Genomic DNA, 23,127 nt, shown 5'->3' on the forward strand with positions numbered 1-23,127 from the left:
CAAGCGGCTAATACCCTGCGGGCAATCTGACGCCCGGAGGTTCCCATGCCCTATGATCCCGCAATCAGCGAACCGCGCTGGCAAAAGGCGTGGGACCAGGCCGACACGTTCCGCGCGGTGCGGGACGAGCGGCCCAAATATTACGTCCTGGAAATGTTCCCCTATCCTTCGGGGCGCATCCATATGGGCCATGTCCGCAATTACACGATGGGCGACGTGGTGGCCCGCTTCAAACGCGCGCAGGGCTTTTCGGTGCTGCACCCGATGGGCTGGGACGCCTTCGGCATGCCGGCCGAGAACGCCGCCATGGAGCAGGGCGGCCATCCGCGCGACTGGACCTATGGCAATATCGCCACCATGCGCGGCCAGCTGAAGCCCTTGGGCCTGTCCATCGACTGGAGCCGCGAATTCGCCACCTGCGACGATGCCTATGTGGCCCAGCAGCAGGCGCTGTTCCTGGACATGCTGGACGCCGGGCTGATCACCCGCAAGTCGGCGCAGGTGAACTGGGATCCGGTCGACATGACGGTTCTGGCCAACGAGCAGGTGATCGACGGCAAGGGCTGGCGATCCGGCGCCGCGGTCGAGCGCAAGGAGCTGACGCAGTGGTTCTTCAAGATCTCGGACTACTCGGACGAGCTGCTGACCGCGCTGGACGGGCTGGACGGCTGGCCGGAAAAGGTGCGGCTGATGCAGGCGAACTGGATCGGCAAGTCGCGCGGGCTGCAATTCCGCTTTGATACCGTCGACCTGCCGGATTTCCCGCAGATCGAGGTCTATACCACCCGGCCCGACACGCTGATGGGCGCGAGTTTCGTGGCGCTGTCGCCGGACCACCCGCTGGTCAAGGCGCTGGCGGCTTCGGACCCGACAGTCGCGGCTTTTGTCGAAGAATGCCGCAAGATCGGCACCACCGAGGAAGCCATCGAGACCGCGCCGAAGCTGGGCTTCGACACCGGCCTGACCGTGCGCCACCCGCTGGACCCGGATTGGCAACTGCCGATCTGGATCGCGAATTTCGTGCTGATGGATTACGGCACCGGCGCGATCTTCGGCTCTCCGGCGCATGACGAGCGCGACCACGAGTTTGCGACGAAATACGGGCTGCCGATCCGCGCCACCTTCGGCGACAAGGGCATGACGCTGGAACAGGCCGATGCGCTGGTGGCGAAAGCGCCCTTTGTGCCGCTGAAATCCGACACCGTGAGCTATGTGCGCGGCTTTGCCGGCCCGGCCGACCAGACCGGCGAGGCGGCGGTGGATGCCGCCATCGCCCATGCCGAGGCCAAGGGCTATGGCGAGGGCGTGACGAAATTCCGCCTGCGCGACTGGGGCATCTCGCGGCAGCGCTATTGGGGCTGCCCGATTCCCGTGGTGCATTGCGAAAAATGCGGCACCGTGCCCGAGGCCAAGGCGAACCTGCCGGTGCTGCTGCCGCAGGACGTCAGCTTCGACGTGCCCGGCAACCCGCTGGACCGCCACCCGACCTGGCGCAACGCCGCCTGCCCGCAATGCGGCGGCCCGGCCCGGCGCGAGACCGACACCATGGACACCTTCGTCGATTCGTCCTGGTATTACGCCCGCTTCACCTCGCCCCATGCCGCGGTGCCGACCGACCGGCCCGAGACCGACTACTGGATGAACGTGGACCAGTATATCGGCGGCATCGAGCACGCGATCCTGCACCTGCTCTATTCGCGCTTCTTCGCCCGGGCGATGGTCAAGACCGGCCACCTGCCCGAAAGCGCCAAGGAGCCGTTCGATGCGCTGTTCACCCAGGGCATGGTCACGCACGAGATCTACATGACCCGCGACGCGCGCGGCCGGCCGGTCTATCACCTGCCCGAGGACGTGACCGACGGCAAGCTGGCCGACGGCACCGCGGTCGAGATCATCCCCTCGGCCAAGATGTCGAAATCCAAGAAGAACGTCGTCGATCCGGTCAATATCGTCGCCAATTTCGGCGCCGACACCGCGCGCTGGTTCATGCTTTCGGACAGCCCGCCCGAGCGCGACGTGGAATGGACCGCCGCCGGGGCCGAGGCCGCGAATCGCTTCTTGGCCCGGGTCTGGCGGCTGGCCGACGAGATCCCCGAGGGCGGCGACGATCCGGACCTGCTGCGCGCCGCGCATCGCGCCATCGACGAGGTGACGAAATCCATCGAGGGCTTCGCCTTCAACAAGGCCGTAGCCAAGCTCTACGAGCTGGCGAACGCCATCGGCAAGTCGGGCGCAGGCGGCGAAAGCCGGGGCGCGGCGCTGCGCATCCTCGCGCAGCTTCTGGCGCCGATGGTGCCGCATCTGGCCGAAGAGGTCTGGGCCAAGGCCGGTGGCCAGGGCATGGTGGTCGATGCCGCCTGGCCCAAGGCGGATCCGGCGCTGCTGGTCTCGGATTCGGTGGTGCTGCCGATCCAGATCAACGGCAAGCGCCGGGCCGAGATCGAGGTGCCCAAGGACATGCCCAAGGAAGAAATCGAGGCCATCGTGCTGGCCGACGAGACCGTGCAGCGCTTCATGGAGGGGCAGGCGCCCAAGAAGCTGATCGTGGTGCCGGGGCGGATCGTCAATGTCGTGGTCTAGGCGCAGCGTGATCCTGGCCGGGCTGGCGCTGGCCGCCTGCGGCTTCTCGCCGGTCTACGGGCCGGACGGCACCGGAACCCGGCTTTTCGGCCAGATCCGCACCGCCGATCCGCGCACGCCCGACGATTTCAGCTTCGCCGGCCGCATCGCCGAGCGGCTGGGCCCCGAGGCCGAGGCGCGCTTCCTGCTCGACTATCGGCTGCGCATCGCCGTGGTGCCGCAGGCGATCACCCCGGACGAGGTGACGACGCGCTATGCGCTGAACGGCACCGCCGAATTCACCCTGACCGAGGCCGCGACCGGCCGCGAGGTGACGCGCGGACAGGTCAGCAGCTTCACCTCCTATTCCACCACCGGCACCACCATCGCCACCATGGCCGCCGAACAGGACGCGCATGAGCGGCTGGCGCGGATGCTGGCCGACCAGGTGGTGACGCGGCTGATCGCCGTGGACCCGGCCGCTGTTCCATGATCCTGAAGGGCGCCGAGATCGGACGCTACCTGGCGCGGCCCGATCCGACGCGCCCGGCGCTGCTGATCCATGGCCAGGACGCCATGCGCGTGGCGCTGAAGCGGGCCGAGGCGGTCAAGGCGCTGGTCGGACCCGGCGCCGAGGAGGAGATGCGCCTGACCCGCATCCCCGGCGCCGATCTGCGCAAGGATCCGGCGGCGCTGCTGGATGCGGTGAAAGCGGTGGGCTTCTTTCCCGGCCAGCGCGTGGTGCTGGTCGACGACGCGCCGGACGCCGCGGCGCCCGCCATCGCTGCGGCCATCGCGGAATGGAAAAGCGGCGATGCGGTGGTCGTGGTGGCGGCCGGCGGGCTCGGCAAGTCCTCGGCGCTGCGCAAGCTCTTCGAGCCGCATCCCGCCGCCGTGGCCGCGCCGATCTATGACGACCCGCCCGGCGAGGAGGAGATCGGCCGCTGGCTGCATGACGCCGGCCTGCGCGAGGTGCCGCGCGACGCGATGCGCGACCTGATGGCGCTGTCGCGCGCGCTGGACCCCGGCGATTTCCGCCAGACGGTGGCAAAGATCGGGCTTTACAAGCATGGCGACCCGGCGCCGCTGACCCCGGCCGAGATCGCCGCGCTGGCGCCCGCCACCATCGAGGCCGAGGTCGACGAGCTGATCGACTGCGTGGCCGAGGGCCGGGCGCGCGAATTCGCCACGCTGATGCGGCGCATCGAGGGGCAGGGCATCGCGCCGGTGACGCTCTGCATCGCGGCGCTGCGGCATTTCCGGGCGCTGCATGCCGGGGCCTCGGACCCCGGCGGGCCGGGTGCGGGGTTTTCGCGGCTGCGGCCGCCGGTTTTCGGTCCGCGCCGCGACCGGATGATCCGGCAGGCCCAGGACTGGGGCATGCGGGCGCTGGAGGATGCCATCCACCAGCTGATCGAGACCGACCTGGTGCTGCGCTCCTCCTCGCGGGCGCCGGCCATGGCGCTGATGGAGCGGATGCTGCTGCGGCTGTGCATGATGCCGCGGGGCGGGCGGTGAGCGAGGCGGTCGAGGCGCTGGTGATCGGCGCCGGGCCGGCCGGGCTGATGGCGGCCGAGGCGCTGGCCGGGCAGGGCGCGCGGGTGGTTCTGGCCGAGGCCATGCCGACCCCGGCGCGCAAGTTCCTGATGGCGGGGAAATCCGGGCTGAACCTGACGCGGGACCAGCCGCGCGCCGCCTTCTTCGCGCATTATGGTGGCGCTGCCCCCGGCCTTCGGCCTCCCCCGGGGGATTTGGAAAACGGTGAAATGGGGCCGGCCGAGGTCATGACCTGGGCGCGCGGGCTGGGGATAGAGCTGTTCGTGGGATCGACGGGGCGGGTGTTTCCCGTCGGCATGAAGGCCTCGCCGCTGCTCAGGGCCTGGCTGGCGCGGCTGGCCGGGCTGGGGGTCGGGCTGCGGACGCGCTGGCGCTGGAGCGGCTTTGACGGCGACGACTGGCGCTTCGAGGCGCCGGGCGGGATCGAGCGCCTGCGCCCGCAGGTCGTGGTGCTGGCGCTGGGAGGGGCGAGCTGGCCGGGGCTGGGTTCGGACGCGGCCTGGGTGCCGTGGCTTCGCGACAGGGGCGTCGCGGTGGTGCCGTTCCGACCGGCGAACATGGGCTTCCGAGTCGCCTGGTCGGCGGAGATGGCGCGGCATTTCGGCCAGGCGGTGAAGGGCGTGGCGCTGCAGGTCGCGGGCCGGGTCGGACGCGGCGAATGGGTGATCAGCGCCGCCGGGGTCGAGGGCGGCGGGATCTACGAGGTCGCGGCCGCGATGCGCGACGGGGCCGAGGCTTTCGTCGATCTGGCCCCGGATGTCGCGCCGGAGGAGTTGGCGCGGCGCTTCGCCCGGGTCCCGGCCAGGCTCTCGGTCGGCAACCGGCTGCGGCGGGTGCTGGGCGATCCGGTCCGGGCGGCGCTGCTGCTGGAATGGGGCCGGCCGCTGCCCGCCGAACCCGCGCGGCTGGCGGCGCGCGCCAAGGCGCTGCGGCTGCGGCACGAGGGGCCGATGGCGATCGAGCGGGCGATTTCCTCGGCCGGCGGCATCGCCGCCGACAGCCTGAGCGCGACGCTGGAGCTGAAGGCGCTGCCCGGGGTCTTTGCCGCCGGCGAGATGCTGGACTGGGAGGCGCCGACCGGCGGCTATCTGCTGACCGGCTGCCTTGCCACCGGGCGCCGGGCCGGCCGGGGCGCCGCCGCCTATCTGGCCGCGGCGCGCAGATAGGCCGGGCGGGCGCGCATGCGGTCCAGATAATCGGTCAGCCGGTGCTCGGTGATCGGGAAGCGCGCCGTCAGCGCCCAGGTCAGGCAATGCGCCAGGATGATGTCGGGCACCGTCATGTGCTCGCCCATCAGAAAGCCGCCATCGGCCATGCGATGCACCAGGGTGCGCTGGCTGCGCTCGAATTCCCAGCGCAGGGTGTTCTTGATCGCCGCCAGCCGCATCTCCTCGGGCAGCACGAAGCTGTGGCGCGCCGCCAGCCACAGGGCGGCGTCGAACTCGTCCAGCACGAATTGCGTCAGGCTGTCCTGCCGCGCCCGGTCCAGCGTTCCGGCCGGATGGGTCAGCGCCCCGTGCTTGTCGGCGAGATAGGTCAGGATGGCGGTGGAATCGGTGATCGGCGTGCCGTCCACGATCAGCACCGGCACCTTGCCCGCCGGGTTGAAGGGCGTCACCCGCTCGCTATGCGGGTTGACCGGCACATGCTCATAAGGCTGGCCCAGTTCCTCGAGCAACCAGAGCACCCGCATGGCGCGGCTGCGTGCAGTTCCAATGACCTGATACATGGACAGCCCCTTGCGGTTGACGAGGCCAAGGCTAGCGCCCGGCCGCGCCCCGCGCAATGAGCGCCATTGACGCCGCCTGCACCCCGGCGCAGGAATGGCCGGCCGGAGAGAGGAAAAGCCATGTCCGCCAGCACACGCGCGCCGCTGTTCACCGCCGTCCTGGTCGGCGGCTCGATCATCCTGCTGATCAATTTCGCCCTGCGCGCCAGTTTCGGCGTCTTCCAGATCCCCATCGCGCAGGAATTCGGCTGGCCGCGCTCCGAGTTCAGCCTGGCCATCGCCATCCAGAACCTGGCCTGGGGCATCGGCCAGCCGATCTTCGGCGCACTGGCCGAGCGCTGGGGCGACCGCTGGTCGGTGATCATCGGCGCCTTCCTCTATTCCGCCGGGCTGATCCTGACCGCCTATGCCACGGACCCGCTGACCGTGCAGCTTCTGGAGGTGATCGTCGGCTTCGGCATCGCCGGCACCGGCTTCGGCGTCATCCTGGCGGTGATCGGCCGCGCCGCCAGCGACGAGAACCGCAGCCTGGCGCTGGGGATCGGCACCGCCGCCGGCTCGGCCGGGCAGGTCTTCGGCGCGCCCCTGGCCGAGGTGCTGCTGATGCATTACCCGTGGCAGAGCGTGTTCGTCATCTTCGGGGTGATCGTGCTGGCCTGCCTGTTCTTCCTGCCCATGCTGGGCGGCGGCAAGCCCGCCAGCCGCGGCGAGCTGGAAGAGAGCCTGGGCTCGGTGCTGAAGCGGGCCTTCACCGATCCCTCCTATCTGATGATCTTCGCCGGGTTTTTTTCCTGCGGCTACCAGCTCGCGTTCATCACCGCGCATTTCCCCGCCATGGTGACCGAGATGTGCGGGCCGATCAGCCCGATGGGCACCCTGGCCAGCATCGGCATCACCACCACCTCGGCGCTTGGCGCCGCCGCCATCTCGCTGATCGGGCTGGCGAATATCGCCGGGGCGATCTTCGCCGGCTGGCTGGGCAAGCGCTATACCAAGAAATACCTGCTGGCCGGGATCTATACGCTGCGCACCATCGCCGCCGCCGCCTTCATCCTGACGCCGATCACCCCGACCACGGTCATCGTGTTCTCGCTGGTCATGGGCGGGCTGTGGCTGGCCACCGTGCCGCTGACCTCGGGCCTGGTCGCCTATATCTACGGGCTGCGCTACATGGGCACGCTTTACGGCTTCGTGTTCCTGAGCCACCAGCTCGGCTCGTTCCTGGGCGTCTGGCTTGGCGGCAAGATGTATGACGTCTACGGCGACTACACGCTGGTCTGGTGGGTGGGCGTCGGCGTCGGCGCCTTCAGCGCCTTGATCCACCTGCCGGTGCGCGAGGCGCCCTCGCGGCTGGCCGCCGCCTGATCCGCCGGTTTTTGTTTGACCGGTCAATCAACAAACCCTAGCCTTCCCGGTCAGGCGCAGAACGCGCCGGCACATAACGGGGAGAATTCCATGTTCCACAACCGCCTTGCCCGCCGCCTGATGCTGGGCCTGACCGCATCGGCCCTGCTGGCGCCCGGCCTGACCGCGACCGCCGCGCTGGCCCAGGACGCCGCGCAGATGCCGCAATGCCAGGTCCGCGAGTTCGCCATGGGCCTGCGCTACCAGCAGCAATCGGCCGAGGTCCGGGCATTGCAACTGCAGGCCTATGCGCTGGCCAAGGCCAATCTGCAGGCGGCCATCGCCAAGGCCGAGGACCCCGCGAAACTGGCCGTGGTCACCGACCTGGACGAGACGGCGATCGACAATACCCCGCTGCTGGTCCGCGACATGCGGGAATGCCATGTCTACGACACCTGGGACACCTGGGGCGACTGGGAGCTGCACGGCAAGCCGAACGCCATCCCCGGCGCGCTGGAGTTCTTCGACTTCGCCGACAAGGCCGGGGTGGCGATCTATTACGTCTCGGACCGTTTCGGCGAGCCCGAGAACAAGGCCGCGACCATCGCCACGCTGAAGGAGCTGGGCTTCCCGCAGGTCTCGGACGATCATGTGCTGCTTTACGGCACCTCGAAGGTCGAGCGGCGGGCGGTGGTGGCCAAGGATCACCAGATCGTGCTGCTGCTGGGCGACACGCTGCATGATTTCGACGGCGCCTTCCACAAGGCGGCGACCGAGGCGAAGCGCGCCGCGGTGGACGAGAACGCCGCGCATTTCGGCGCCGACTGGATCGTCTTCCCCAACGCCACCTATGGCGAGTGGAGCGAGGCGCCGCTGGCCGCCTGGGACGCGGCGCTGAAGGTCGAGTGACGGGCAGGCCGGGGGCTGACCCCGGCTTGCACTTTCCGGCGGCCTGACGCAGCTTTCGCCCGCAAGGGGGACGGGAAAAGTATGCGCTGGATCATGTCGCCGGGACTGATGTCCCTCGTGCTGGGCTATGCGCTCAGCCAGTTCTACCGGGCCTTCCTGGCGGTGCTTTCGCCGACGCTGCATGCCGAGCTGGGGGCGGGGCCGGCCGATCTGGCGCTGTCCTCGGGGCTCTGGTACATCGCCTTCGCCGCCATGCAGCTGCCGGTCGGCTGGGCGCTGGACCGCTTCGGCCCGCGCGAGGCGGTGTCGGTCCTGCTGGCCGTGGGCGGCGCCGGCGGCGCGCTGGTTTTCGCGCTGGCCCAGGCGCCCTGGCACATCCATGTCGCCATGGCGCTGCTGGGCATCGGCTGCGCGCCGGTGATGATGGGCAGCTTCTTCATCTTCGCCCGCACCCTGCCGCCCGCTTCGATGAGCGCGGCGGGCGGCGCGGTGGTCGGGCTCGGTTCGCTCGGCAACATGCTGGGCGCGGCGCCGCTGGTCTGGATCATCGACCAGACCGGCTGGCGCGAGGCCCTGGGCGGCCTGGCGCTCATCACCCTGGCGGTGTCGCTGGCGATCTTCGCCATCGTCCGCAACCCGGCCAGCCCGGCCGGCAAGCTGCCGCCGGCGCGGCTGCGCGACCTGCTGGCGGTGCGCGAGCTGCGCTGCATCCTGCCGCTGATGGGCGTGACCTATGCCGCCTCGGCCTGCATCCGCGGGCTCTGGGCCGGGCCTTATCTGGCCGAGGTGTTCGGCGCCAGCGACTATCGCATCGGCTGGGTGACGCTGGGCATGGGGCTGGCGATGGTGACGGCCAACCTGTCGGTGGGCCGGGTGGTGCGGCTCATCGGCTCGGACAAGCGGACCTCGGTGGCGAACACGCTGCTGCTTTGCGCGGTGCTGGCGACGCTGTGGCTGGCGCCGGGGGCCAGCCTGTGGCTCTCCTCGGTGCTGCTGGTCATGGTCTGCATCTCGGACAGCTCCTATTCGCTGATCATGTCGCATGGCCGGGTCTACCTGCCGCATCATCTGGTGGGGCGCGGCATCACCTTCATGAACATGGTCTCGATCTCGGGCGTGGGGATCATGCAATTCCTGTCGCGGCCGGTCTATCTGCAAACCTCGGCCGCGCATCCGCCGGCGCAGGCCTATGGTTACATTTTCCTGTTCTTCCTGATACCTCTGGCCATCGGATTGGTGTTCTACCTGTTCAGCCCCGAGGATCGTCATGCCGGATATTGAAGTCGTCGCGCCGAACCTGAAACGCCGCCTGTCGGGGGTGACGGCGACCGTGGTTCGGCTGATCCCGGTGCAGGCGCGCATGATCGGAATCGTCGCCACCGGGCCGGGCCTGCCGCCCGCGCTGCCGCATATCCCGCTGGCCCGCGCCGCGACCCTGCCACGCGACCGCTGGCGGGTCTGGCACGCGCGCCGCAATACCGAAATGGCGGTGGGGCTGATCCTGCGCCGCATCCTGCGGCGCAAATACAAAATGTTGTTTACGTCGGCGGCTCAAAGACAACATACGGGGTTCACCCGCTGGCTGATCCGCCAACAGGACGCGCTGATCGCCACCTCGCCCCAAGCCGCCAGCTACCTGGAGCGGCCGGCGACGGTGATCCTGCACGGCGTGGACCTGTCGGTCTTTCACCCCGCATCCGACCGCGAGACGCTGCGGGCGGGGCTGGGCTTTGCGCCGGACGACATCGTCATCGGCTGTTTCGGCCGCATCCGGGCGCAGAAGGGCGTGGACCTGCTGGTCGAGGCCGCGCTGCGCCTGTTTCCGCAGCGCCCCCGCGCGAAGCTGATCTTCACCGGCCGCGTCACCCCGGACAACCAGGCCTTCTTCGACGCGCAACAGGCGCGGATCGCCGCGGCCGGCCTGTCGGACCGCATCCGCTTCCTGGGCGAGATCCCGTGGGAGCAGGTGGTGCGCATCTATCAGGCGCTGGACCTGTTCGCCGCCCCGGCGCGCTGGGAGGGCTTCGGCCTGACCCCGCTGGAAGCCATGGCCTGCGGCGTCCCCGTGGTCGCCGCCCGCGTCGGCGCCTATGAGACGCTGATCCGCGACGGCGAAACCGGCAACCTGGTGGCGCGCGACGACGCCGAGGCGCTGGCGGCGGCGCTGGCGCGCTGGCTCGACGACGATGCCGGCCGCCGGGCGGCGGGGCAGGCGGCCCGCGCCCATGTCGAGGCCAACCACGCCATCGAGGCCGAGGCCCGCGCCATCGTCGAGGTTTATCGCAGGCTGCTGACGTGACCCGGTCGGGTTTCCTGATCGCGCGGACCCTGCGGAACGATGCCGCGCTGCAACGACTGTCCATGCCGCAGGCGGCGATCCTCGACGCGCTGGCCGGCAAGCGCATCGCCCTGATCGGCAATGCCAGGGCACTGGCCGAGACCCGGCATGGTGCCGAAATCGACGCGGCCGACCTGGTGATCCGCATCAACCGCGCGCCGATGCCCGCGGCCGAAAGCCACGGCACCCGCACCGACTGGCTGGCGCTGGCGACGCGCCTGCCCGATGCCGACCGCGCCCGCATCGCCCCGGATCGCATCCTGTGGATGTCGCCCAAGCGCAAGCGGCTGGACTGGCGGACGGCGACCAGTCCCGGCTTCTACCTGCACCCGCTGGCCGATTATCGGGCGCTGATGCTCCGGCTGGGCGCCCCGCCCACCACCGGCGCGATGATGATCGACCTGATCACGCGCTCGGACATGGCCCGGCTGGACCTTTACGGCTTCGATTTCTTCGCCTCGCTGTCGCTGTCCGGTCGGCGAACCGCCGAACAGGTTCCCCATGATTTTACAGGGGAATCCCGCTGGGTTCAGGAGCTGGAACTGGCAGATCGCCGGATCCACCGGCATTAAGCCGAAATTTCGCTATATCATCAGGCGTTTCGCCGAAATCTCGCTTTCCCTTTCCGGGGAAACGCCCTATATCGCGGCGTCCTTTGTTGAAGGAGACCCCAATGGGCTACAAGGTCGTTGTCGCCGGCGCCACGGGGAACGTGGGCCGTGAAATGCTGAACATCCTGGCCGAGCGCCAGTTTCCTGCTGATGAGGTTGTCGCTCTGGCTTCGCGCCGGAGCATTGGCACTGAGGTCAGCTATGGCGACAAAACCCTGAAATGCAAGGATATCGAGGGGTTCGACTTCACCGGCTACGACATGGCGCTGTTCGCCATCGGCTCGGAGGCGACCAAGACCTATGCGCCGATCGCCGCCAGCCAGGGCTGCGTGGTGATCGACAACTCGTCGCTTTACCGCTACGACCCGGAAATCCCGCTGATCGTGCCCGAGGTGAACGCCGACGCGATCGAGGATTACCGCAACAAGATGATCATCGCCAACCCCAACTGCTCGACCGCGCAGATGGTGGTGGCGCTGAAGCCGCTGCATGACCGGGCGCGGATCAAGCGCGTCGTCGTCTCGACCTATCAGTCGGTTTCGGGCGCCGGGAAAGAGGGCATGGACGAACTGTGGAACCAGACCAAGGGCGTCTACGTCCCGGGTCAGGAGGTCGAGCCGAAGAAGTTCCAGAAGCAGATCGCCTTCAACGTCATTCCGCAGATCGACGTGTTCCTGGACAGCGGCGACACCAAGGAAGAATGGAAGATGGTGGTCGAGACCAAGAAGATCGTCGATCCGGCGATCAAGGTCACGGCGACCTGCGTGCGGGTGCCGGTCTTCGTCGGCCATTCGGAATCGGTGAACGTCGAGTTCGAGGATTTCCTGGACGAGGACGAGGCCCGCGACATCCTGCGCGAGGCGCCGGGCGTGCTGGTCATCGACAAGCGCGAGCCGGGCGGCTACTCGACCCCGGTGGAATGCGTCGGCGATTTCGCCACCTTCATCAGCCGCATCCGCCAGGACGTGACGGTGGAGAACGGCCTGAACATGTGGATCGTCAGCGACAACCTGCGCAAGGGTGCGGCGCTGAACGCGGTGCAGATCGCCGAGCTTCTGGGCAATCGCTGCCTGAAGAAGGGTTGATCGCAAACGGATATGTGAGGGGCGCCCGGACGGGCGCCCTCTTGCTTTTCCGCCCCCCGTCGCGGACCTTGTCGGCGGTCATGAACGAGGGGTCCGATGCGTCATCTGCTGCTTTCCACCACCATCCTGTTCGCAGGGCCGGCACTGGCCGACCGCATCGAGACGACCGCTCGCGTCACCGACGTCACCGTCTATCCCTGGGGCGCCGGCGTCACGCGCGAGGCGGCGCTGGACCTGCCGGCCGGTGCGCATGAGCTGGTGATCCCCGGCATTCCCGAAGGCGTGGACCCCGCCAGCCTGCGCATCCTGGGCGAGGGGGCGGTGATCGGCGCGGTGGGCTTTCAGCAGGAACGCGCCCTGCCCGAGACGCCGGCCAAGTCCCCCGAGCTGCGCGCCGCCGAGGATGAACTGCGCGGGCTTCGGACCGAGCTGGCCCAGCGGGACAGCCGCAAGGCCGAGATCGAGGCCCGCGGCGAGGCGGCCGAGGATCTGATCGAGTTCCTGATGAAACTGGCCGAATCCGACGGCATGGCCGGCAACGACATCGCCACGCTGTCCGCCGCGGTCGGCCAGCAATTGCTGGAGGCGCGTCAGACCGCTATCCGCGCCGAGGCCGAAGCCGAGGCCGCCGACGAAGGCCGCGATGAGCTCGAGGAGCGCATCGCGCGCGCCGAGGCCCGGCTGGAGGCGCTGCGCGGCCCGGAATCGGATCGCGGCGCGCTGGTCGTCGCCGTCCAGGGCCAGGGCCAGCCGGCCCGCATCCGCATCACCACCCTGACCGACGAGGCCAGCTGGCAGCCGGTCTACGACCTGTCGCTGCAGCGCAAGGAGGGCCGGCTGCGCATGGATCGCGGCTTGCTGGTCCGCCAGCAGACTGGCGAGGACTGGACCGGCGTGCACCTGCAGCTTTCCACCGCCCGGCCGATGGACCAAGCGGCGCCCAGCGAATTGGAGCCGCGCTTCCCGCGCCTTGGCGAGAATGAGGCGAAGCTCTACAGCCGCTCGGCCGCGCCGATGGCCGAAGCCGCGATGGATGCCGCCGAGCGTGCCTATGCCCCCGCCCCGGTCGAGGCCAAGGCCGATGGCGTGGCCGGCTCGGCGTTGGCCGGGGTGGTCGGGGAAACCGTGGTCTATGACTATCCGACGCCCGTCACCCTGCGCGACGGCGCCGATGCGCTGCGCCTGCCGCTGGATTCGCACGAGCTGGCCCCCCAGGTGGTGGCCGAGGCGGTGCCGCGCCGCGACGACACCGCCTATCTGGTGGCGGACACGGTGAATTCGACCGGCGCGGTGATCCTGCCGGGGGACGCGACCTTCCATGCCGACGGCGCCATGGTCGGTCGCGGCGCGCTGACGCTGACCGCCGCCGGCGACGAGATGAAGCTCGGCTTCGGGCCACTGACCGGCATCAAGCTGGAGCGCCGCATCCCCGACCGGGTCGAGGGCGATCGCGGGCTGATCTCGTCATCCTCGGAACGCAAGGAGGTGGCCGAGCTGCGCATCCGCAATCTGACCGGCGAGGCATGGCCGCTGCGGGTGATCGACCAGGTTCCGGTCTCGACCCAGAAGGATCTGCGCGTCGACTGGTCGGCCGATCCCGCCCCGGACGAGACCGACCCCGACGGCAAGCGCGGCCTGCTGGTCTGGAACGGCCCGATCGCCGCGGGGGCCGAGCGCACCATCACCCTGACCACCACCCTGCGCTGGCCGGAAGGCCAGATGCTGTTCGACGGCTTCTAGGCCCGTTTTCTGGACCCCGGCCCGGCCGGCCCCGGACCGCAGAAGCGGCCGGGCCCGGCTGCCGGTCATTTCACCAGTTCGCGGATGATCGTGTCCAGCCCGATCACGCCGTTGCCCATCTGGCCCTGATTGATCAGCCGGTTGCGGCGCTGGCGGGCCTGCTCGGCATGTTCGCCGCGCGGCCAGTTCTGCAGATATTGCGTATAGGACGGCACGGTATCCAGCTGCCGCGCCCGGTTCCAGGCGCGATCCTCGCGCTCATCGCGCGGAATGTCCCGGTCCAGCGCCGCGGCCAGGCGCTGCCGCGCGGTCCGGGCATAGATGCCGTTCGGATAGCGATCCAGATAGGCGCGCAGATTGCGGGCCCCGCCGCGGGCCCCGGTCTGCTGCCAATAGGCGCGGTCCTGCTGGTCGCGGCTGGGCGTGGCCGCCCCGGCCTGCGCCCGCAGCGTGCCAAGCTGCGCCGCGGTCAGATAGCCGGTCACCGCATAGCCGTTGCGCTGCTGCCAGCCGCGGATCGCCGAACGGCTGCGCGAACCGAACACGCCGTCCGCCCCGCCGGTGGAATAGCCAAGCGCGTTCAGCCGGCGCTGGATCGTCACCCGGTCGCCGCGGCTCAGGCCCAGCCGGCTTTCGGTCAGTTCGGCCTGCGAAGGCTGGCGCGGCGCCACCACCTCGCGCGGCTGCTGGATCTCGGGCGCCCGCGGCGGCCCGGGTTGCGGGACGGGTTCAGGGGCGGGGGCGGGTTGCGGGGCGGGGGCCGGGCGCAGTTCGGCCAGCCGCCTTTGCGCCGCCTCGGCATATTCGCCGCGGGGATAGCGGGCCAGGTAATCCTCATAGGCGGCGGCGGTATTGGCGGCGGCGGCCTCGGCCCAGAGGTCGCGATCGCTCTGCGCCGGTCCCAGCGCCTCCAGCCGCGCCTTGGCGGCCGCCGAATAAAGGCCAGTGGGATAGCGGTCCAGATAGCCGCGATAGGCTTCGGCCGTGTCTTCGGCCGCGGCCTTGGCCCACAGGTCGCGATCCGCCTCCAACGGGTCTGCGGCAGCATCGGCTGCGGTATCGGCATCCGCCCGCGCCGCGACCAGCACCAGTTGCGCATCGCCGCCCTCGGCCAGGGCCAGCCGGTCGTCGGCGTCGACCACCGCTTCGACCGAGGCGCCGGGCTTCAGCAGCGCCGCCGCCGCCGCCGTGGTCGCGGCCGGCGGACCCCAGATCACCGTCACCCCTTCGGGCGCGGCCAATGGGCCGATGCCGTTTTCCAGCCCGGCGGCATGGTCCATGCCCTGCCGGTCCGAGCCGAGCAGCAGCACCGCGCCCGGCTGCGCCTGTTTCATCAGGTCCAGCACCATCGACAGCGGCACGCCCTGCGAGCCGGCGCGCACCAGGTCGGGCTGGTCGGCATCGGTGCCCATGTACCAGCTGTCGCTGTCGCCATGCAGGAAGCGGCCGTTCAGCAGCACCAGCCGCGCCCCGGGGGCCTCGTCGGGCCGCAACAGGTCGGCCAGGGCCTTGCGCAGGTCGGCGCTGGTCAGGTCGGCACCGGCCACGGTGCGGAACCCGGCCGCCTTCATCGCCTCCGAGGCGGGGCCGGCATCGGCATCGGCCAGTTCCGGCGCGTTCTGGTAGCGCGCATTGGCGATCGCCACGCCGCGATCCTCGGCCCAGGCCGGTCCCGCCGCGACCAGGGCGGCCAGAAGAAGCGACAGGGTGCGCATGACATTCTCCTTCATCGATGCTTGCCGTCGGTCTACGGCTGGCCAGGGGATTTATTCCGGTTATCGGCGCCGGCGCGGCCCAACAAGCCACGGCCGGACACATGACTGCGAGGCCGGCGACGGTTCGGCAAGGGACCGCCGATCCGCCGGCCAGGCCGCCGTTCCGGCACGGTTCTTGCACCCAGAGGGTCCAGGCTTTAGACCGCCCGTTTTCAACGGATGGACTTGATCATGCCTGATATCAAGCGATTGCTTTTCCCGGCCGTGGCGGCGCTGGCCGTCGGCTTCGGCTTCATGACCTATGACAAGATGCGCGGCGCCGAATGGGTGGTCTCGCCCCGGCAGATCGCCGAGGCCAGGGCGGCAGGCCAGCCGGGTCACGAATCGCGCCCCGGCACCGTCACCGTCCTGCCGATCCGCAGCGAAACGGCCGACGCCCTGCCCTTCAAATGGGCGATGGCCGGCATCGCCGCCGGCGCCTTCGTCTTCGGCGCCATGCGCCGCAAGGCCAAGGCCGCCTGAACCGGCCGGCAGGCGTCTAGGCCGGCGGGCCCCCGGCATTGCCGGCCAGGACGCAGAGCAGCTCGAACACCATGGTGGCGCCGGCCAGCGCCGTCATGCCGCCCAGATCGAAGGGCGGCGAGACCTCGACCACGTCGGCGCCGACGATGTCGAGCCCGGCCAGGCCGCGCAGCATGGCCTGCGCCTCGCGGGTGGTGAAGCCGCCGATCTCGGGCGTGCCGGTGCCCGGAGCCATCGACGGGTCGATGCCGTCGATATCGAAGCTTACATAGGCGGGCCCGGAGCCGATCAGCGTCCGGACCTCGGCCATCACCGCCTCGGGACCGCGGCGGGCGAATTCCTCGATATAGATGATGCGGACGCCCTGGTCCCGCGCCCATTGATGCTCGTCGGCCGCGTAGACCGAGCCGCGGATGCCGATCTGCACCATGCGCGCGGGATCCAGGATCCCCTCCTCGATGGCGCGGCGGAAGGGCGTGCCATGGGTATAGGGGTTGTCGCCGAAATAGCGGTCATTGGTGTCGGAATGGGCGTCGAACTGCACCAGGCCCAGCCGCCCGCGCCCGGGATCGGCCTTGCGAAGCGCGCGCAGCACCGGCAGCGTCGTCAGATGATCGCCGCCCACGCTCAGCGGCAGGGCGCCGGCAGCGCAGATCGCGGCAATGCCGGCCTCGATCTGCTGCAGCGCCGCCATCAGGTCGATGGGCTGCACGGCCAGATCGCCCAGATCGGCGACCGCCAGCCGCTCATAGGGGGCGATGCCGGTGACGTGGTGGACGCGGCGCATCAGGCTGGACTGGTTGCGCACCTCGCGCGGGCCGTGGCGCGCGCCGGCCCGGTTGGTGGTGCCGCCGTCCCAGGGAATGCCCAGGATGGCGACATCCAGCCCCTCGGCGCTGGTCGCCGCCGGCAGGCGCATGAAGGTCGAATGGCCGGCGAAACGCGGCACAAGGGCCGCATCGACGGGTTCATTGAGCTGTCTGGACATCGGTGCTCCCGCAAGGTTTCCGGGCAAGGTTAGCCGGGCAGAGACGGGAAGATCCAGCGCCTCGCGCCGTCAGACCACCGGCCAGTTGGCAATGCAGAGCGCGACGGCGATGAAGAAGATCACGCTGCCGCCCAGCACGAAGACATGCCAGATGGTGTTGTGAAACGGCAACCGCTCGAGCAGGAAGAACAGCACGCCGACGGTGTAAAGCCCGCCGCCGGTCAGCATCAGCGCCAGCACCCCGGCGGGCAGCTCGGCCAGCATGGCGCCGCCGGCGTAAAGCCCCGCCCAGCCCATCGCCAGGTAAAGCGCCAGCGCCAGCCATTTCAGCCGGGCGGGGGCGATGATCTTCAGAGACAGCCCCAGCGCCGCCGCCGCCCACAGCCCGGCCAGCAGCCCGCTGGCCTGGCCGCCGGACAGCAGCGTGAAGGGCGTGTAGGTGCCGGCGATCTTCATGTAGATCGCCGAATGGTCCAGACGCCGCAGCAGACCGGTCCATCGCGGATTGTCGATCATGTTGTAAAGCGCCGAGAAGGCCAGCATCAGGATCAGCGTCGTGCCGTAGACCGCGGCGCCGACCACCGCCGCCGCCCCGGCGCCCGAAGCCACGGTCAGCGCGATCAGCGCCGGCACCGCTGCCAGCGCCAGCACCACGCCGATGACATGGACCACGCCGTCGCTGATCCGCTCGGCGCGGCTGTAGGGCCGGGAAAGATGCGCGATCGACACCATGCGGCCAGACTAGATCGGCCGGGGGCGGTCAGGCAAATCAAACCCGCTCATGCCCGGCGCCAGCGGTGCAAACCGCTGGCGGGGCGACCGGCAAGGCGGGTTTCGGACAGCGGATGCGGGCGCCGTTTCGGCACGGCGATTCGGCCCAGACCCGCCGCGAGATGGGCGGTTTCGTGCCGAGGCGTTCTGCCTTCTGCGTTGACATGGCAGCCGCCCCGACGCTCGGGGCAGAACAGGAGGACTCGCAATGCCGCACGCACCCGTCCTTGCCTTGCTGCTTCTGGCCGGACTGACTGCCGGCGCGACCCTTGCCGCCGGCACGGTCATCGCCCTGCAATCCTTGGGGATCTGGCTGCCCGGCCGGATGCTCTAGCCGTGGCCGCGGCCGGTTTCGGCTTGCTGGCCTGCCTCGTGGCGCCGATCCTGCTGCTGCGGCTGATGCCGGGGCTGCGCTCGCTGCTGGCCGGAGGCGCCGGCCTGCTGTTGTTCTGCGCCTGGCTTTACGCCCGGATGGGCGGCGGCAAGGGGCTGGAAGGCGAATCGATCATCGTCCTGATCGTCGGAACCGTGCTGGCGGGGACGGTCATCGGCTTTGTCGCCCGGGTCATCACGCTGCTTCGCCGCGACGATTCCTGATATTTTCCGGTCGGTTGACGGCTGGGAAATTTCCCAGAAATCACGACTGCTTTTATCGTGAAATACGGGGTCCGACATGTTATGGTCATGCGGTGCGCGACCGACGCGCCCTTGGAGGACTCGCAATGACCAGCAAGCCCAGCAAAAGCGACGTGAAGCAGGCCGTGTTCGAAGAGCGCCGGAAGCTCAGGGGCGCGGCCGGCATTCTGGACGACAGCGCCGCCGTCGACGAGGCGCGACCGGCCGCCGGCCCGCAACGGACAGCGGCGGGGAAGCGGCGCTGCGACACCCTTGGCAGATGATGAAGGACCGGGCGGCAGGACGATCCCGCCGCCCGGACCGCAAAGACGGCCGAGGTAAGACGGCCGAGGTCGTCCGACAGTCGCGACCCCGTGCTCAGATCCCGATCTCGTCCCGCTGCAGGGCTTCGGCCAAGCGATCCACCGCCTCGGCCAGGCGTTCGTCGATCAGATGCAGATATTGCGTCCAGTCCGACAATTGCCGCAGATCCTCGGCGCCGTCCGATATGCCGCGCAAGCCGATCAGCGGGATGCCGAAGCGCTGGCAGGCGCGCAGCACCGCGAAGCTTTCCATATCCACCATCTCGGCGGCGATGGTGTCGTAATCTCCGCCGCTGACGATGCTGGCGCCCGTAGCGAGGCTCGCCGAGGCAAGACCGGGGATCCGGTGCGGCAGCTCGATCCGGGCGGGCAGACCCAGCAACGGCGTCTCGCCCCGGGCAAAACCCAGGGCCGAGGCGTCCATGTCGCGATATTCCAGCGACGCGACCTGATAGACGCCCAGTTGCCGCAACTGCCGCGATCCGGCCGAACCCAGCGACACCACCAGTTCCGGCAACTCGTCGCGCGCCGCCAACTGCGCCAGGGCCGCGGTCAGCTGCACCGCCGCCTCGACCGGGCCGACGCCGGTCATCAGCGGCGAGATGCGGGCGCGCAACTGCGGCCCGTATTCCGCATCCAGCGCCATCACGAAAAGCACGCTCCGCCCGCCCAGCCTGTCGGGGTCGATGCCCGGGCCCTGCCGTCCGATTGCCGCCATGTCCGATCCCTTCTCAGCCCGGGCGCAGGGAAGCGCAGGCGGGGCGGGCGTTCAAGGGGGCATCGTCATCCGGTCATGGCGCGCTGCATGTCCGCCGCCGCCGGCGCGGCGTCGGCCGCAACCGGGACATCGCGCCCAAGCGGCAGGGTCGGAACCGGCGCGGCAAAGCTCAGCAGCAAGCGCCCGCCCGACAGCCCGCGCAATCCCCAGGACAGCAACCCGCCCGAAGGCCCGGCCATGGCGCCGCGCAGCGGCTCGTCGGGCAGGGCCGACATCAGCGCCTCGCGCAACCGGGCAAGGCCCGGGCTTTGGCCGCAGGCGCCCAGCCAGATGGCGATATGGTCGTCCAGCGTGCCCGGCGCCGCGGCGCGCCAAAGCTCGGCATAGCGTCGGTTCGAAATCAGCAAATCGCCGTTGGCGGCAAAGACCGCCACCGCGTCCTCGAGCGAATCCAGCACTTCGGCGCCCAGCGACAGGTCGGCGCGGAACTTGCGGGTCAGCGAGATTTCCGAGGTGATGTCCTCGAACAGGAAGGCCACCGCGCCATCGGGATGCGGCCGGCCGGTGACGCGATAGGTCTGGCCGCCGGGCAGCGACCAGGTCTCGACATGGTGACCCGAGGCGGCCGCGGCCTCCAGCGTGTTCATCTGGTGGCGCCAGCTTCGGTAGTCCTTGGGCTCGGGCACCATCCGCGCCTCGCGCAGCCGGTCGAGGAAGGCGTGCAGAGTCGGGCGCGCGGTCAGGAAGCCGGTGGCGAGTCCGGTCAGGTCGATCAGCGCCGGGTTGAACAGTTGCAGATTGCGGTCACGGTCGAAGATCGCCAGCCCGATGGGCAGATCGGCAAAGGTCTTGGTCAGCGTCTGCACGAATTCGCGCAAGCTGCGCTCGGCCCGCACGGCGGCGTCGGCGGGCAGGGCGATGGCGACGGTCTGCTCCGCGATCTCGTGGACATGGCAGTCGTACCAGCGGCTTTGCCCGTCATGTTCGACCTGCACGCGCCTTGCCGGGCCGGCGCCGGATGGCGGCCGCGCCGCCAGGTCGATCAGCGGCGGCAGCGGCCAGACCGTCTGACCGTCGGCCTTGGCCTCGGCCAGTTGCAGATAGGCCGAATTCGCCCAGGTCACCTGCCCCAGCCGGTCCTGCCGCCAGGCCAGCATCGGCGAATGGTCCATGGTGCTGCGCAGGATCTCCAGCTCCTGCTCCATGGCGCCGAGCGACAGCGAATCGACCAAAATGCCGGCATTCTCGGCCGAGGGATCGGCCAGGGTCAGACGCAGCGTGCCGTCGCCCAGATCTTCGGCCAGCAGGCGCAGGGGATTGCCCGCGGTCCGCTCCTTCAGCTCCAGCCGCGCGGCGCCGCCCAGGTCGGGCAAGACCGCGCCCAGCTCGGGCAGGCGCATCCCCAGCCAGCAGGTCAGCCTTTGCCAGTCGCCCTCGCCCGGCAGGGCGGCCAGCAGGGCCCGGGCCGGGCCGGTGGCATCCAGAAGCAGCTGGTCGCGGAACAGGAAGATGATCGGCTCGATCCCCAGGTCGAGGCCGCGCGCGGCGCCGCGTCCCGCCATGCGCCGGTCCGCCAGCCGGATCAGCAGCAGCGCCAGCAGCACGGCCAGCGCCGCGGCGGCAAAGGCGATGAGGAAATGCGCAACCATCGCAGGAACCCATGAGCAAACCACTAGGATACAACTATAGCGCGATGTTTTAAAAAGGGGTTAACGCGCGCAGGATCAGGAGCGAATTTCCGGATTCTGCCCCAGCGCGCCGCGATTCTCGGTCTCGATCAGCTCGCGCGGCCAGGTCACCGTCACCTCGGCCCCCTGCGTGCCGTTGCCAAAGCGCAGCCGCGCGCCCGAGCCTTCCAGCAGCGCCTTGGCGATGAACAGGCCAAGGCCCATGCCTTCGTAGCTGCGCCCGTCCTCGGCCCGCGGCCGGGTGGTCAGGAAGGGGCTGCCGATGCGCGGCAGCAGCGTGGGCGGAAAGCCCGGCCCGTCATCGCTGATCCGCACCCGGATGTCGCGGCGATCCATCCCGGTCTCGACCGTCACGCGCTCGGACGCGAAATCCACCGCGTTCTGGATCAGGTTGCGCAAGCCATGGATCACAGCGGCGTCGCGATGCACGATGGGATCCTCGGCGCCGGGCTTCAGCAGGATCTGCGCACCGCGGCCGCGATGCGGCGCCGCCGCCTCGGACAGCACTTCGGACAGCGGCGCCGAGCGGATCAGCAGGTCGTCGCGCCCGGCCCCGCCCATGGATTTCAGGATGTCGCGGCAGCGATCGGCCGACTGGCGCAGCAGGGCGACATCCTCGGCCAGATCCTCGCGGTCCGGCAGCGCCTCGGACAGCTCGTCGGCCAGCTCGGCGCTGACCAGCTTGATGGTGGCCAGCGGCGTGCCCAGCTCATGCGCGGCGGCGGCGACCACGCCGCCCAGGTGCTGCAGCTTCTGCTCCCGCTCCAGCGCCATGCGGGCGGCGAACAGCGCGTCCGAGGTGGCGCTGACCTCTGCCGCGACCAGCCGGGCATAGGCCGCAAAGAACAGCGCGCCGATCACGATGGCGAACCAGTGCCCGACCAGCAGCGGATGCTGCAGCGACAGCCGGCCCGGCACGAAGGTCAGCGGCTGGGCAAAGATCGCGGCCAGCGTCACCATGGCAAAGGTCGCCACCCCCAGCGCCAGCAGGTGCCGCCCCGGCAGAGCCGTCGCGGCGACGGTGACCGGCGCCAGCAGCAGCAGGGCAAAGGGATTCTCCAGCGCCCCGGTCAGCGCCAGCAGCGCGGCGATCTGCGCCAGGTCGAAGCCGAGCTGCCAGGCGGCCTCGCGCGCCGGGATCCGGCGGCCCGGCCGCAGCGACAGCCCGAGGTTCAGCGCGATGGCCAGGCCGATCACCCCCAGCACCGCGGCCAGCGGGAATTTCGCCCCGATCGCCAGCGCCGCGCCCACCGCCGCCAGTTGGCCGGCGATCGCCACCCAGCGCAGCAGGATCAGCGTCCGCAGCCGGATCGGCTCGGGTCCCGGCTGGCCGGGCAGAAGGTCGATGCGGCGGGACACGAAGCCGATGGGCACGCGGGTTCTCCGGGTTCGGGCGGGCTTTGGCATTGATACCCATGGCGGGATGGGCGATCAATGCGCCCAAGGGAAAAGGCGCGCGATGATGGGCGAAGACGGAAGGATGCTGATCCTCGGCGGTCTCGGCACGGGCCCGGGCGTCTGCCGGACGGACAATGCCCGCAATGCCGGGGCGGTTTCGATCCTGGACGAGAACGGAATGCAGGTCACGCCGGTCTTCATTACCGCGGCGCCGCGCCGCAATACCCCCGAACATCCGCGCATGATCGGCCTGACCGGCAGCCGGGCGGAAATCGACGCGGTTTCGAAAACCTGGGGCCATTATTGCCGGCTGAACGACCGGCAGGACGCCAAGACCCATCCGGCCGATCACCTGACCAATACCTCTCTGGCCCTGGCCGCCGCCGGTCCGGCCGAGATTGTCGACCGCGATCATTCCGCGCGACAGATCGCCGACCGCTCCGCCTGTTTCATCGACGCTGCGTCAAATGCGAGGATTTGACCCGTCGGACAAAACCCCCTAATCAACCGAAAAACT

23 protein-coding genes are annotated in these 23,127 nt (G+C 69.7%); 16 read left to right on the forward strand and 7 right to left on the reverse strand.

Features of this window, described 5'->3' with window-relative positions; translation table 11 throughout:
- Positions 1 to 45 precede the first annotated feature (45 nt).
- From leuS to NBE95_RS03960, 4 genes are read left to right on the forward strand one after another with little or no spacing between them, the layout of a single operon-like run.
- Complete coding sequence (gene leuS, locus NBE95_RS03945; RefSeq protein ID WP_289894574.1) at positions 46 to 2,580, forward strand: leucine--tRNA ligase; 2,535 nt, start codon at positions 46 to 48, stop codon at positions 2,578 to 2,580.
- The gene (gene lptE, locus NBE95_RS03950; RefSeq protein ID WP_289894575.1) at positions 2,567 to 3,052 is read left to right on the forward strand and encodes an LPS assembly lipoprotein LptE; all 486 of its coding nucleotides are present in this window, start codon (positions 2,567 to 2,569) and stop codon (positions 3,050 to 3,052) included. The genes leuS and lptE overlap by 14 nt, the downstream gene beginning before the upstream one ends.
- Positions 3,049 to 4,077, forward strand: coding sequence for a DNA polymerase III subunit delta (gene holA, locus NBE95_RS03955; RefSeq protein WP_289894576.1), 1,029 nt, complete (start codon positions 3,049 to 3,051; stop codon positions 4,075 to 4,077). Before lptE ends, holA begins: the two co-directional genes overlap by 4 nt.
- Positions 4,078 to 4,124: 47 nt before the next feature.
- Entirely contained in the window at positions 4,125 to 5,282 is a 1,158-nt protein-coding gene (locus NBE95_RS03960) for a TIGR03862 family flavoprotein (RefSeq protein WP_289894828.1), read from the forward strand.
- On the opposite strand, the gene NBE95_RS03965 is transcribed toward NBE95_RS03960, so the two are convergent.
- Positions 5,258 to 5,845, reverse strand: coding sequence for a glutathione S-transferase family protein (locus NBE95_RS03965; protein WP_019352217.1), 588 nt, complete (start codon positions 5,843 to 5,845; stop codon positions 5,258 to 5,260). The two genes, NBE95_RS03960 and NBE95_RS03965, sit on opposite strands and share 25 nt — an antisense overlap.
- 120 nt (positions 5,846 to 5,965) lie before the next feature.
- Between NBE95_RS03965 and NBE95_RS03970 the strand changes: the two genes are divergently transcribed.
- The 7 genes from NBE95_RS03970 to NBE95_RS04000 all read left to right on the forward strand — a co-directional run bounded on the left by NBE95_RS03970 (position 5,966) and on the right by NBE95_RS04000 (position 13,872).
- Entirely contained in the window at positions 5,966 to 7,210 is a 1,245-nt protein-coding gene (locus NBE95_RS03970) for an MFS transporter (protein WP_289894577.1), read from the forward strand.
- A 90-nt stretch (positions 7,211 to 7,300) separates the two neighbouring features.
- The gene (locus NBE95_RS03975; RefSeq protein WP_289894578.1) at positions 7,301 to 8,098 is read left to right on the forward strand and encodes a 5'-nucleotidase, lipoprotein e(P4) family; all 798 of its coding nucleotides are present in this window, start codon (positions 7,301 to 7,303) and stop codon (positions 8,096 to 8,098) included.
- 81 nt (positions 8,099 to 8,179) lie between these two features.
- Positions 8,180 to 9,379 carry an MFS transporter gene (locus tag NBE95_RS03980; RefSeq protein ID WP_289894579.1) on the forward strand — a complete coding sequence of 400 codons (1,200 nt, stop codon included), beginning with the start codon at positions 8,180 to 8,182 and terminating at the stop codon, positions 9,377 to 9,379.
- On the forward strand, positions 9,366 to 10,397 hold the full coding sequence (locus NBE95_RS03985; RefSeq protein ID WP_289894580.1) for a glycosyltransferase family 4 protein: 1,032 nt from the start codon (positions 9,366 to 9,368) through the stop codon (positions 10,395 to 10,397). The genes NBE95_RS03980 and NBE95_RS03985 overlap by 14 nt, the downstream gene beginning before the upstream one ends.
- Positions 10,394 to 11,008 carry a glycosyltransferase family 29 protein gene (locus NBE95_RS03990; RefSeq protein WP_289894581.1) on the forward strand — a complete coding sequence of 205 codons (615 nt, stop codon included), beginning with the start codon at positions 10,394 to 10,396 and terminating at the stop codon, positions 11,006 to 11,008. Before NBE95_RS03985 ends, NBE95_RS03990 begins: the two co-directional genes overlap by 4 nt.
- A 101-nt stretch (positions 11,009 to 11,109) precedes the next feature.
- A complete protein-coding gene (locus NBE95_RS03995) occupies positions 11,110 to 12,132 on the forward strand; it encodes an aspartate-semialdehyde dehydrogenase (RefSeq protein ID WP_289894582.1) in 1,023 nt (340 codons plus the stop codon).
- A 96-nt stretch (positions 12,133 to 12,228) separates the two neighbouring features.
- Positions 12,229 to 13,872, forward strand: a complete 1,644-nt coding sequence (locus NBE95_RS04000) for a DUF4139 domain-containing protein (RefSeq protein ID WP_289894583.1) — start codon at positions 12,229 to 12,231, stop codon at positions 13,870 to 13,872.
- A gap of 65 nt (positions 13,873 to 13,937) precedes the next feature.
- Here NBE95_RS04000 and NBE95_RS04005 read toward each other — a convergent pair whose 3' ends face one another.
- Positions 13,938 to 15,587 (reverse strand): peptidoglycan-binding protein, encoded by a 1,650-nt coding sequence (locus NBE95_RS04005; RefSeq protein WP_289894584.1) that lies wholly within the window; start codon positions 15,585 to 15,587, stop codon positions 13,938 to 13,940.
- A 231-nt stretch (positions 15,588 to 15,818) separates the two neighbouring features.
- Here NBE95_RS04005 and NBE95_RS04010 point away from each other — a divergent pair, with 231 nt between their 5' ends.
- Complete coding sequence (locus tag NBE95_RS04010) at positions 15,819 to 16,109, forward strand: hypothetical protein (RefSeq protein WP_289894586.1); 291 nt, start codon at positions 15,819 to 15,821, stop codon at positions 16,107 to 16,109.
- Between the two features lie 16 nt (positions 16,110 to 16,125).
- Here the strand turns inward: NBE95_RS04010 and speB are convergent, their stop codons facing one another.
- Together speB and NBE95_RS04020 are read right to left on the reverse strand one after the other, a co-directional pair.
- On the reverse strand, positions 16,126 to 17,097 hold the full coding sequence (gene speB, locus NBE95_RS04015) for an agmatinase (RefSeq protein ID WP_289894587.1): 972 nt from the start codon (positions 17,095 to 17,097) through the stop codon (positions 16,126 to 16,128).
- Positions 17,098 to 17,166: 69 nt separating this feature from the next.
- The gene (locus NBE95_RS04020) at positions 17,167 to 17,829 is read right to left on the reverse strand and encodes a hemolysin III family protein (protein WP_289894588.1); all 663 of its coding nucleotides are present in this window, start codon (positions 17,827 to 17,829) and stop codon (positions 17,167 to 17,169) included.
- Positions 17,830 to 18,076: 247 nt separating this feature from the next.
- On the opposite strand from NBE95_RS04020, the gene NBE95_RS04025 reads away from it, so the two are divergent.
- The 3 genes from NBE95_RS04025 (at position 18,077) to NBE95_RS04035 (ending at position 18,767) form a co-directional block, all read left to right on the forward strand.
- Positions 18,077 to 18,202 carry a hypothetical protein gene (locus tag NBE95_RS04025; RefSeq protein ID WP_289894589.1) on the forward strand — a complete coding sequence of 42 codons (126 nt, stop codon included), beginning with the start codon at positions 18,077 to 18,079 and terminating at the stop codon, positions 18,200 to 18,202.
- Positions 18,203 to 18,204: 2 nt separating this feature from the next.
- Positions 18,205 to 18,465 carry a hypothetical protein gene (locus tag NBE95_RS04030; RefSeq protein ID WP_289894590.1) on the forward strand — a complete coding sequence of 87 codons (261 nt, stop codon included), beginning with the start codon at positions 18,205 to 18,207 and terminating at the stop codon, positions 18,463 to 18,465.
- Between the two features lie 125 nt (positions 18,466 to 18,590).
- Entirely contained in the window at positions 18,591 to 18,767 is a 177-nt protein-coding gene (locus tag NBE95_RS04035) for a hypothetical protein (protein WP_289894591.1), read from the forward strand.
- Between the two features lie 94 nt (positions 18,768 to 18,861).
- On the opposite strand, the gene NBE95_RS04040 is transcribed toward NBE95_RS04035, so the two are convergent.
- The 3 genes from NBE95_RS04040 to NBE95_RS04050 all read right to left on the reverse strand — a co-directional run bounded on the left by NBE95_RS04040 (position 18,862) and on the right by NBE95_RS04050 (position 22,586).
- Positions 18,862 to 19,524: a 5'-methylthioadenosine/S-adenosylhomocysteine nucleosidase gene (locus tag NBE95_RS04040; protein WP_289894592.1), complete on the reverse strand. Its 663-nt coding sequence runs from the start codon at positions 19,522 to 19,524 to the stop codon at positions 18,862 to 18,864.
- Between the two features lie 65 nt (positions 19,525 to 19,589).
- A complete protein-coding gene (locus NBE95_RS04045; RefSeq protein WP_289894593.1) occupies positions 19,590 to 21,173 on the reverse strand; it encodes a PAS-domain containing protein in 1,584 nt (527 codons plus the stop codon).
- 75 nt (positions 21,174 to 21,248) lie between these two features.
- Positions 21,249 to 22,586, reverse strand: a complete 1,338-nt coding sequence (locus NBE95_RS04050) for an ActS/PrrB/RegB family redox-sensitive histidine kinase (protein ID WP_289894594.1) — start codon at positions 22,584 to 22,586, stop codon at positions 21,249 to 21,251.
- Positions 22,587 to 22,674: 88 nt separating this feature from the next.
- On the opposite strand from NBE95_RS04050, the gene NBE95_RS04055 reads away from it, so the two are divergent.
- Positions 22,675 to 23,091, forward strand: coding sequence for an SCO family protein (locus tag NBE95_RS04055; protein WP_289894595.1), 417 nt, complete (start codon positions 22,675 to 22,677; stop codon positions 23,089 to 23,091).
- Positions 23,092 to 23,127: the final 36 nt, after the last annotated feature.

It is taken from the genome of Paracoccus sp. TOH (assembly GCF_030388245.1).
Classification (GTDB): domain Bacteria; phylum Pseudomonadota; class Alphaproteobacteria; order Rhodobacterales; family Rhodobacteraceae; genus Paracoccus; species Paracoccus simplex.

Coding starts and splice junctions, on each gene's coding strand:
- NBE95_RS04045 (WP_289894593.1), bottom strand. CDS start 21,173: ATGGTTGCGCATTTCCTCATCGCCTTTGCCGCCGCGGCGCTGGCCGTG.
- NBE95_RS03960 (WP_289894828.1), top strand. CDS start 4,125: ATGGCGGCCGAGGCGCTGGCCGGGCAGGGCGCGCGGGTGGTTCTGGCC.
- NBE95_RS03985 (WP_289894580.1), top strand. CDS start 9,366: ATGCCGGATATTGAAGTCGTCGCGCCGAACCTGAAACGCCGCCTGTCG.
- lptE (WP_289894575.1), top strand. CDS start 2,567: ATGTCGTGGTCTAGGCGCAGCGTGATCCTGGCCGGGCTGGCGCTGGCC.
- leuS (WP_289894574.1), top strand. CDS start 46: ATGCCCTATGATCCCGCAATCAGCGAACCGCGCTGGCAAAAGGCGTGG.
- NBE95_RS04020 (WP_289894588.1), bottom strand. CDS start 17,829: ATGGTGTCGATCGCGCATCTTTCCCGGCCCTACAGCCGCGCCGAGCGG.
- NBE95_RS04000 (WP_289894583.1), top strand. CDS start 12,229: ATGCGTCATCTGCTGCTTTCCACCACCATCCTGTTCGCAGGGCCGGCA.
- NBE95_RS03980 (WP_289894579.1), top strand. CDS start 8,180: ATGCGCTGGATCATGTCGCCGGGACTGATGTCCCTCGTGCTGGGCTAT.
- NBE95_RS04005 (WP_289894584.1), bottom strand. CDS start 15,587: ATGCGCACCCTGTCGCTTCTTCTGGCCGCCCTGGTCGCGGCGGGACCG.
- NBE95_RS03995 (WP_289894582.1), top strand. CDS start 11,110: ATGGGCTACAAGGTCGTTGTCGCCGGCGCCACGGGGAACGTGGGCCGT.
- NBE95_RS04035 (WP_289894591.1), top strand. CDS start 18,591: ATGACCAGCAAGCCCAGCAAAAGCGACGTGAAGCAGGCCGTGTTCGAA.
- holA (WP_289894576.1), top strand. CDS start 3,049: ATGATCCTGAAGGGCGCCGAGATCGGACGCTACCTGGCGCGGCCCGAT.
- NBE95_RS04025 (WP_289894589.1), top strand. CDS start 18,077: ATGCCGCACGCACCCGTCCTTGCCTTGCTGCTTCTGGCCGGACTGACT.
- NBE95_RS03975 (WP_289894578.1), top strand. CDS start 7,301: ATGTTCCACAACCGCCTTGCCCGCCGCCTGATGCTGGGCCTGACCGCA.
- NBE95_RS03965 (WP_019352217.1), bottom strand. CDS start 5,845: ATGTATCAGGTCATTGGAACTGCACGCAGCCGCGCCATGCGGGTGCTC.
- NBE95_RS04055 (WP_289894595.1), top strand. CDS start 22,675: ATGGGCGAAGACGGAAGGATGCTGATCCTCGGCGGTCTCGGCACGGGC.
- speB (WP_289894587.1), bottom strand. CDS start 17,097: ATGTCCAGACAGCTCAATGAACCCGTCGATGCGGCCCTTGTGCCGCGT.
- NBE95_RS03970 (WP_289894577.1), top strand. CDS start 5,966: ATGTCCGCCAGCACACGCGCGCCGCTGTTCACCGCCGTCCTGGTCGGC.
- NBE95_RS04010 (WP_289894586.1), top strand. CDS start 15,819: ATGCCTGATATCAAGCGATTGCTTTTCCCGGCCGTGGCGGCGCTGGCC.
- NBE95_RS04040 (WP_289894592.1), bottom strand. CDS start 19,524: ATGGCGGCAATCGGACGGCAGGGCCCGGGCATCGACCCCGACAGGCTG.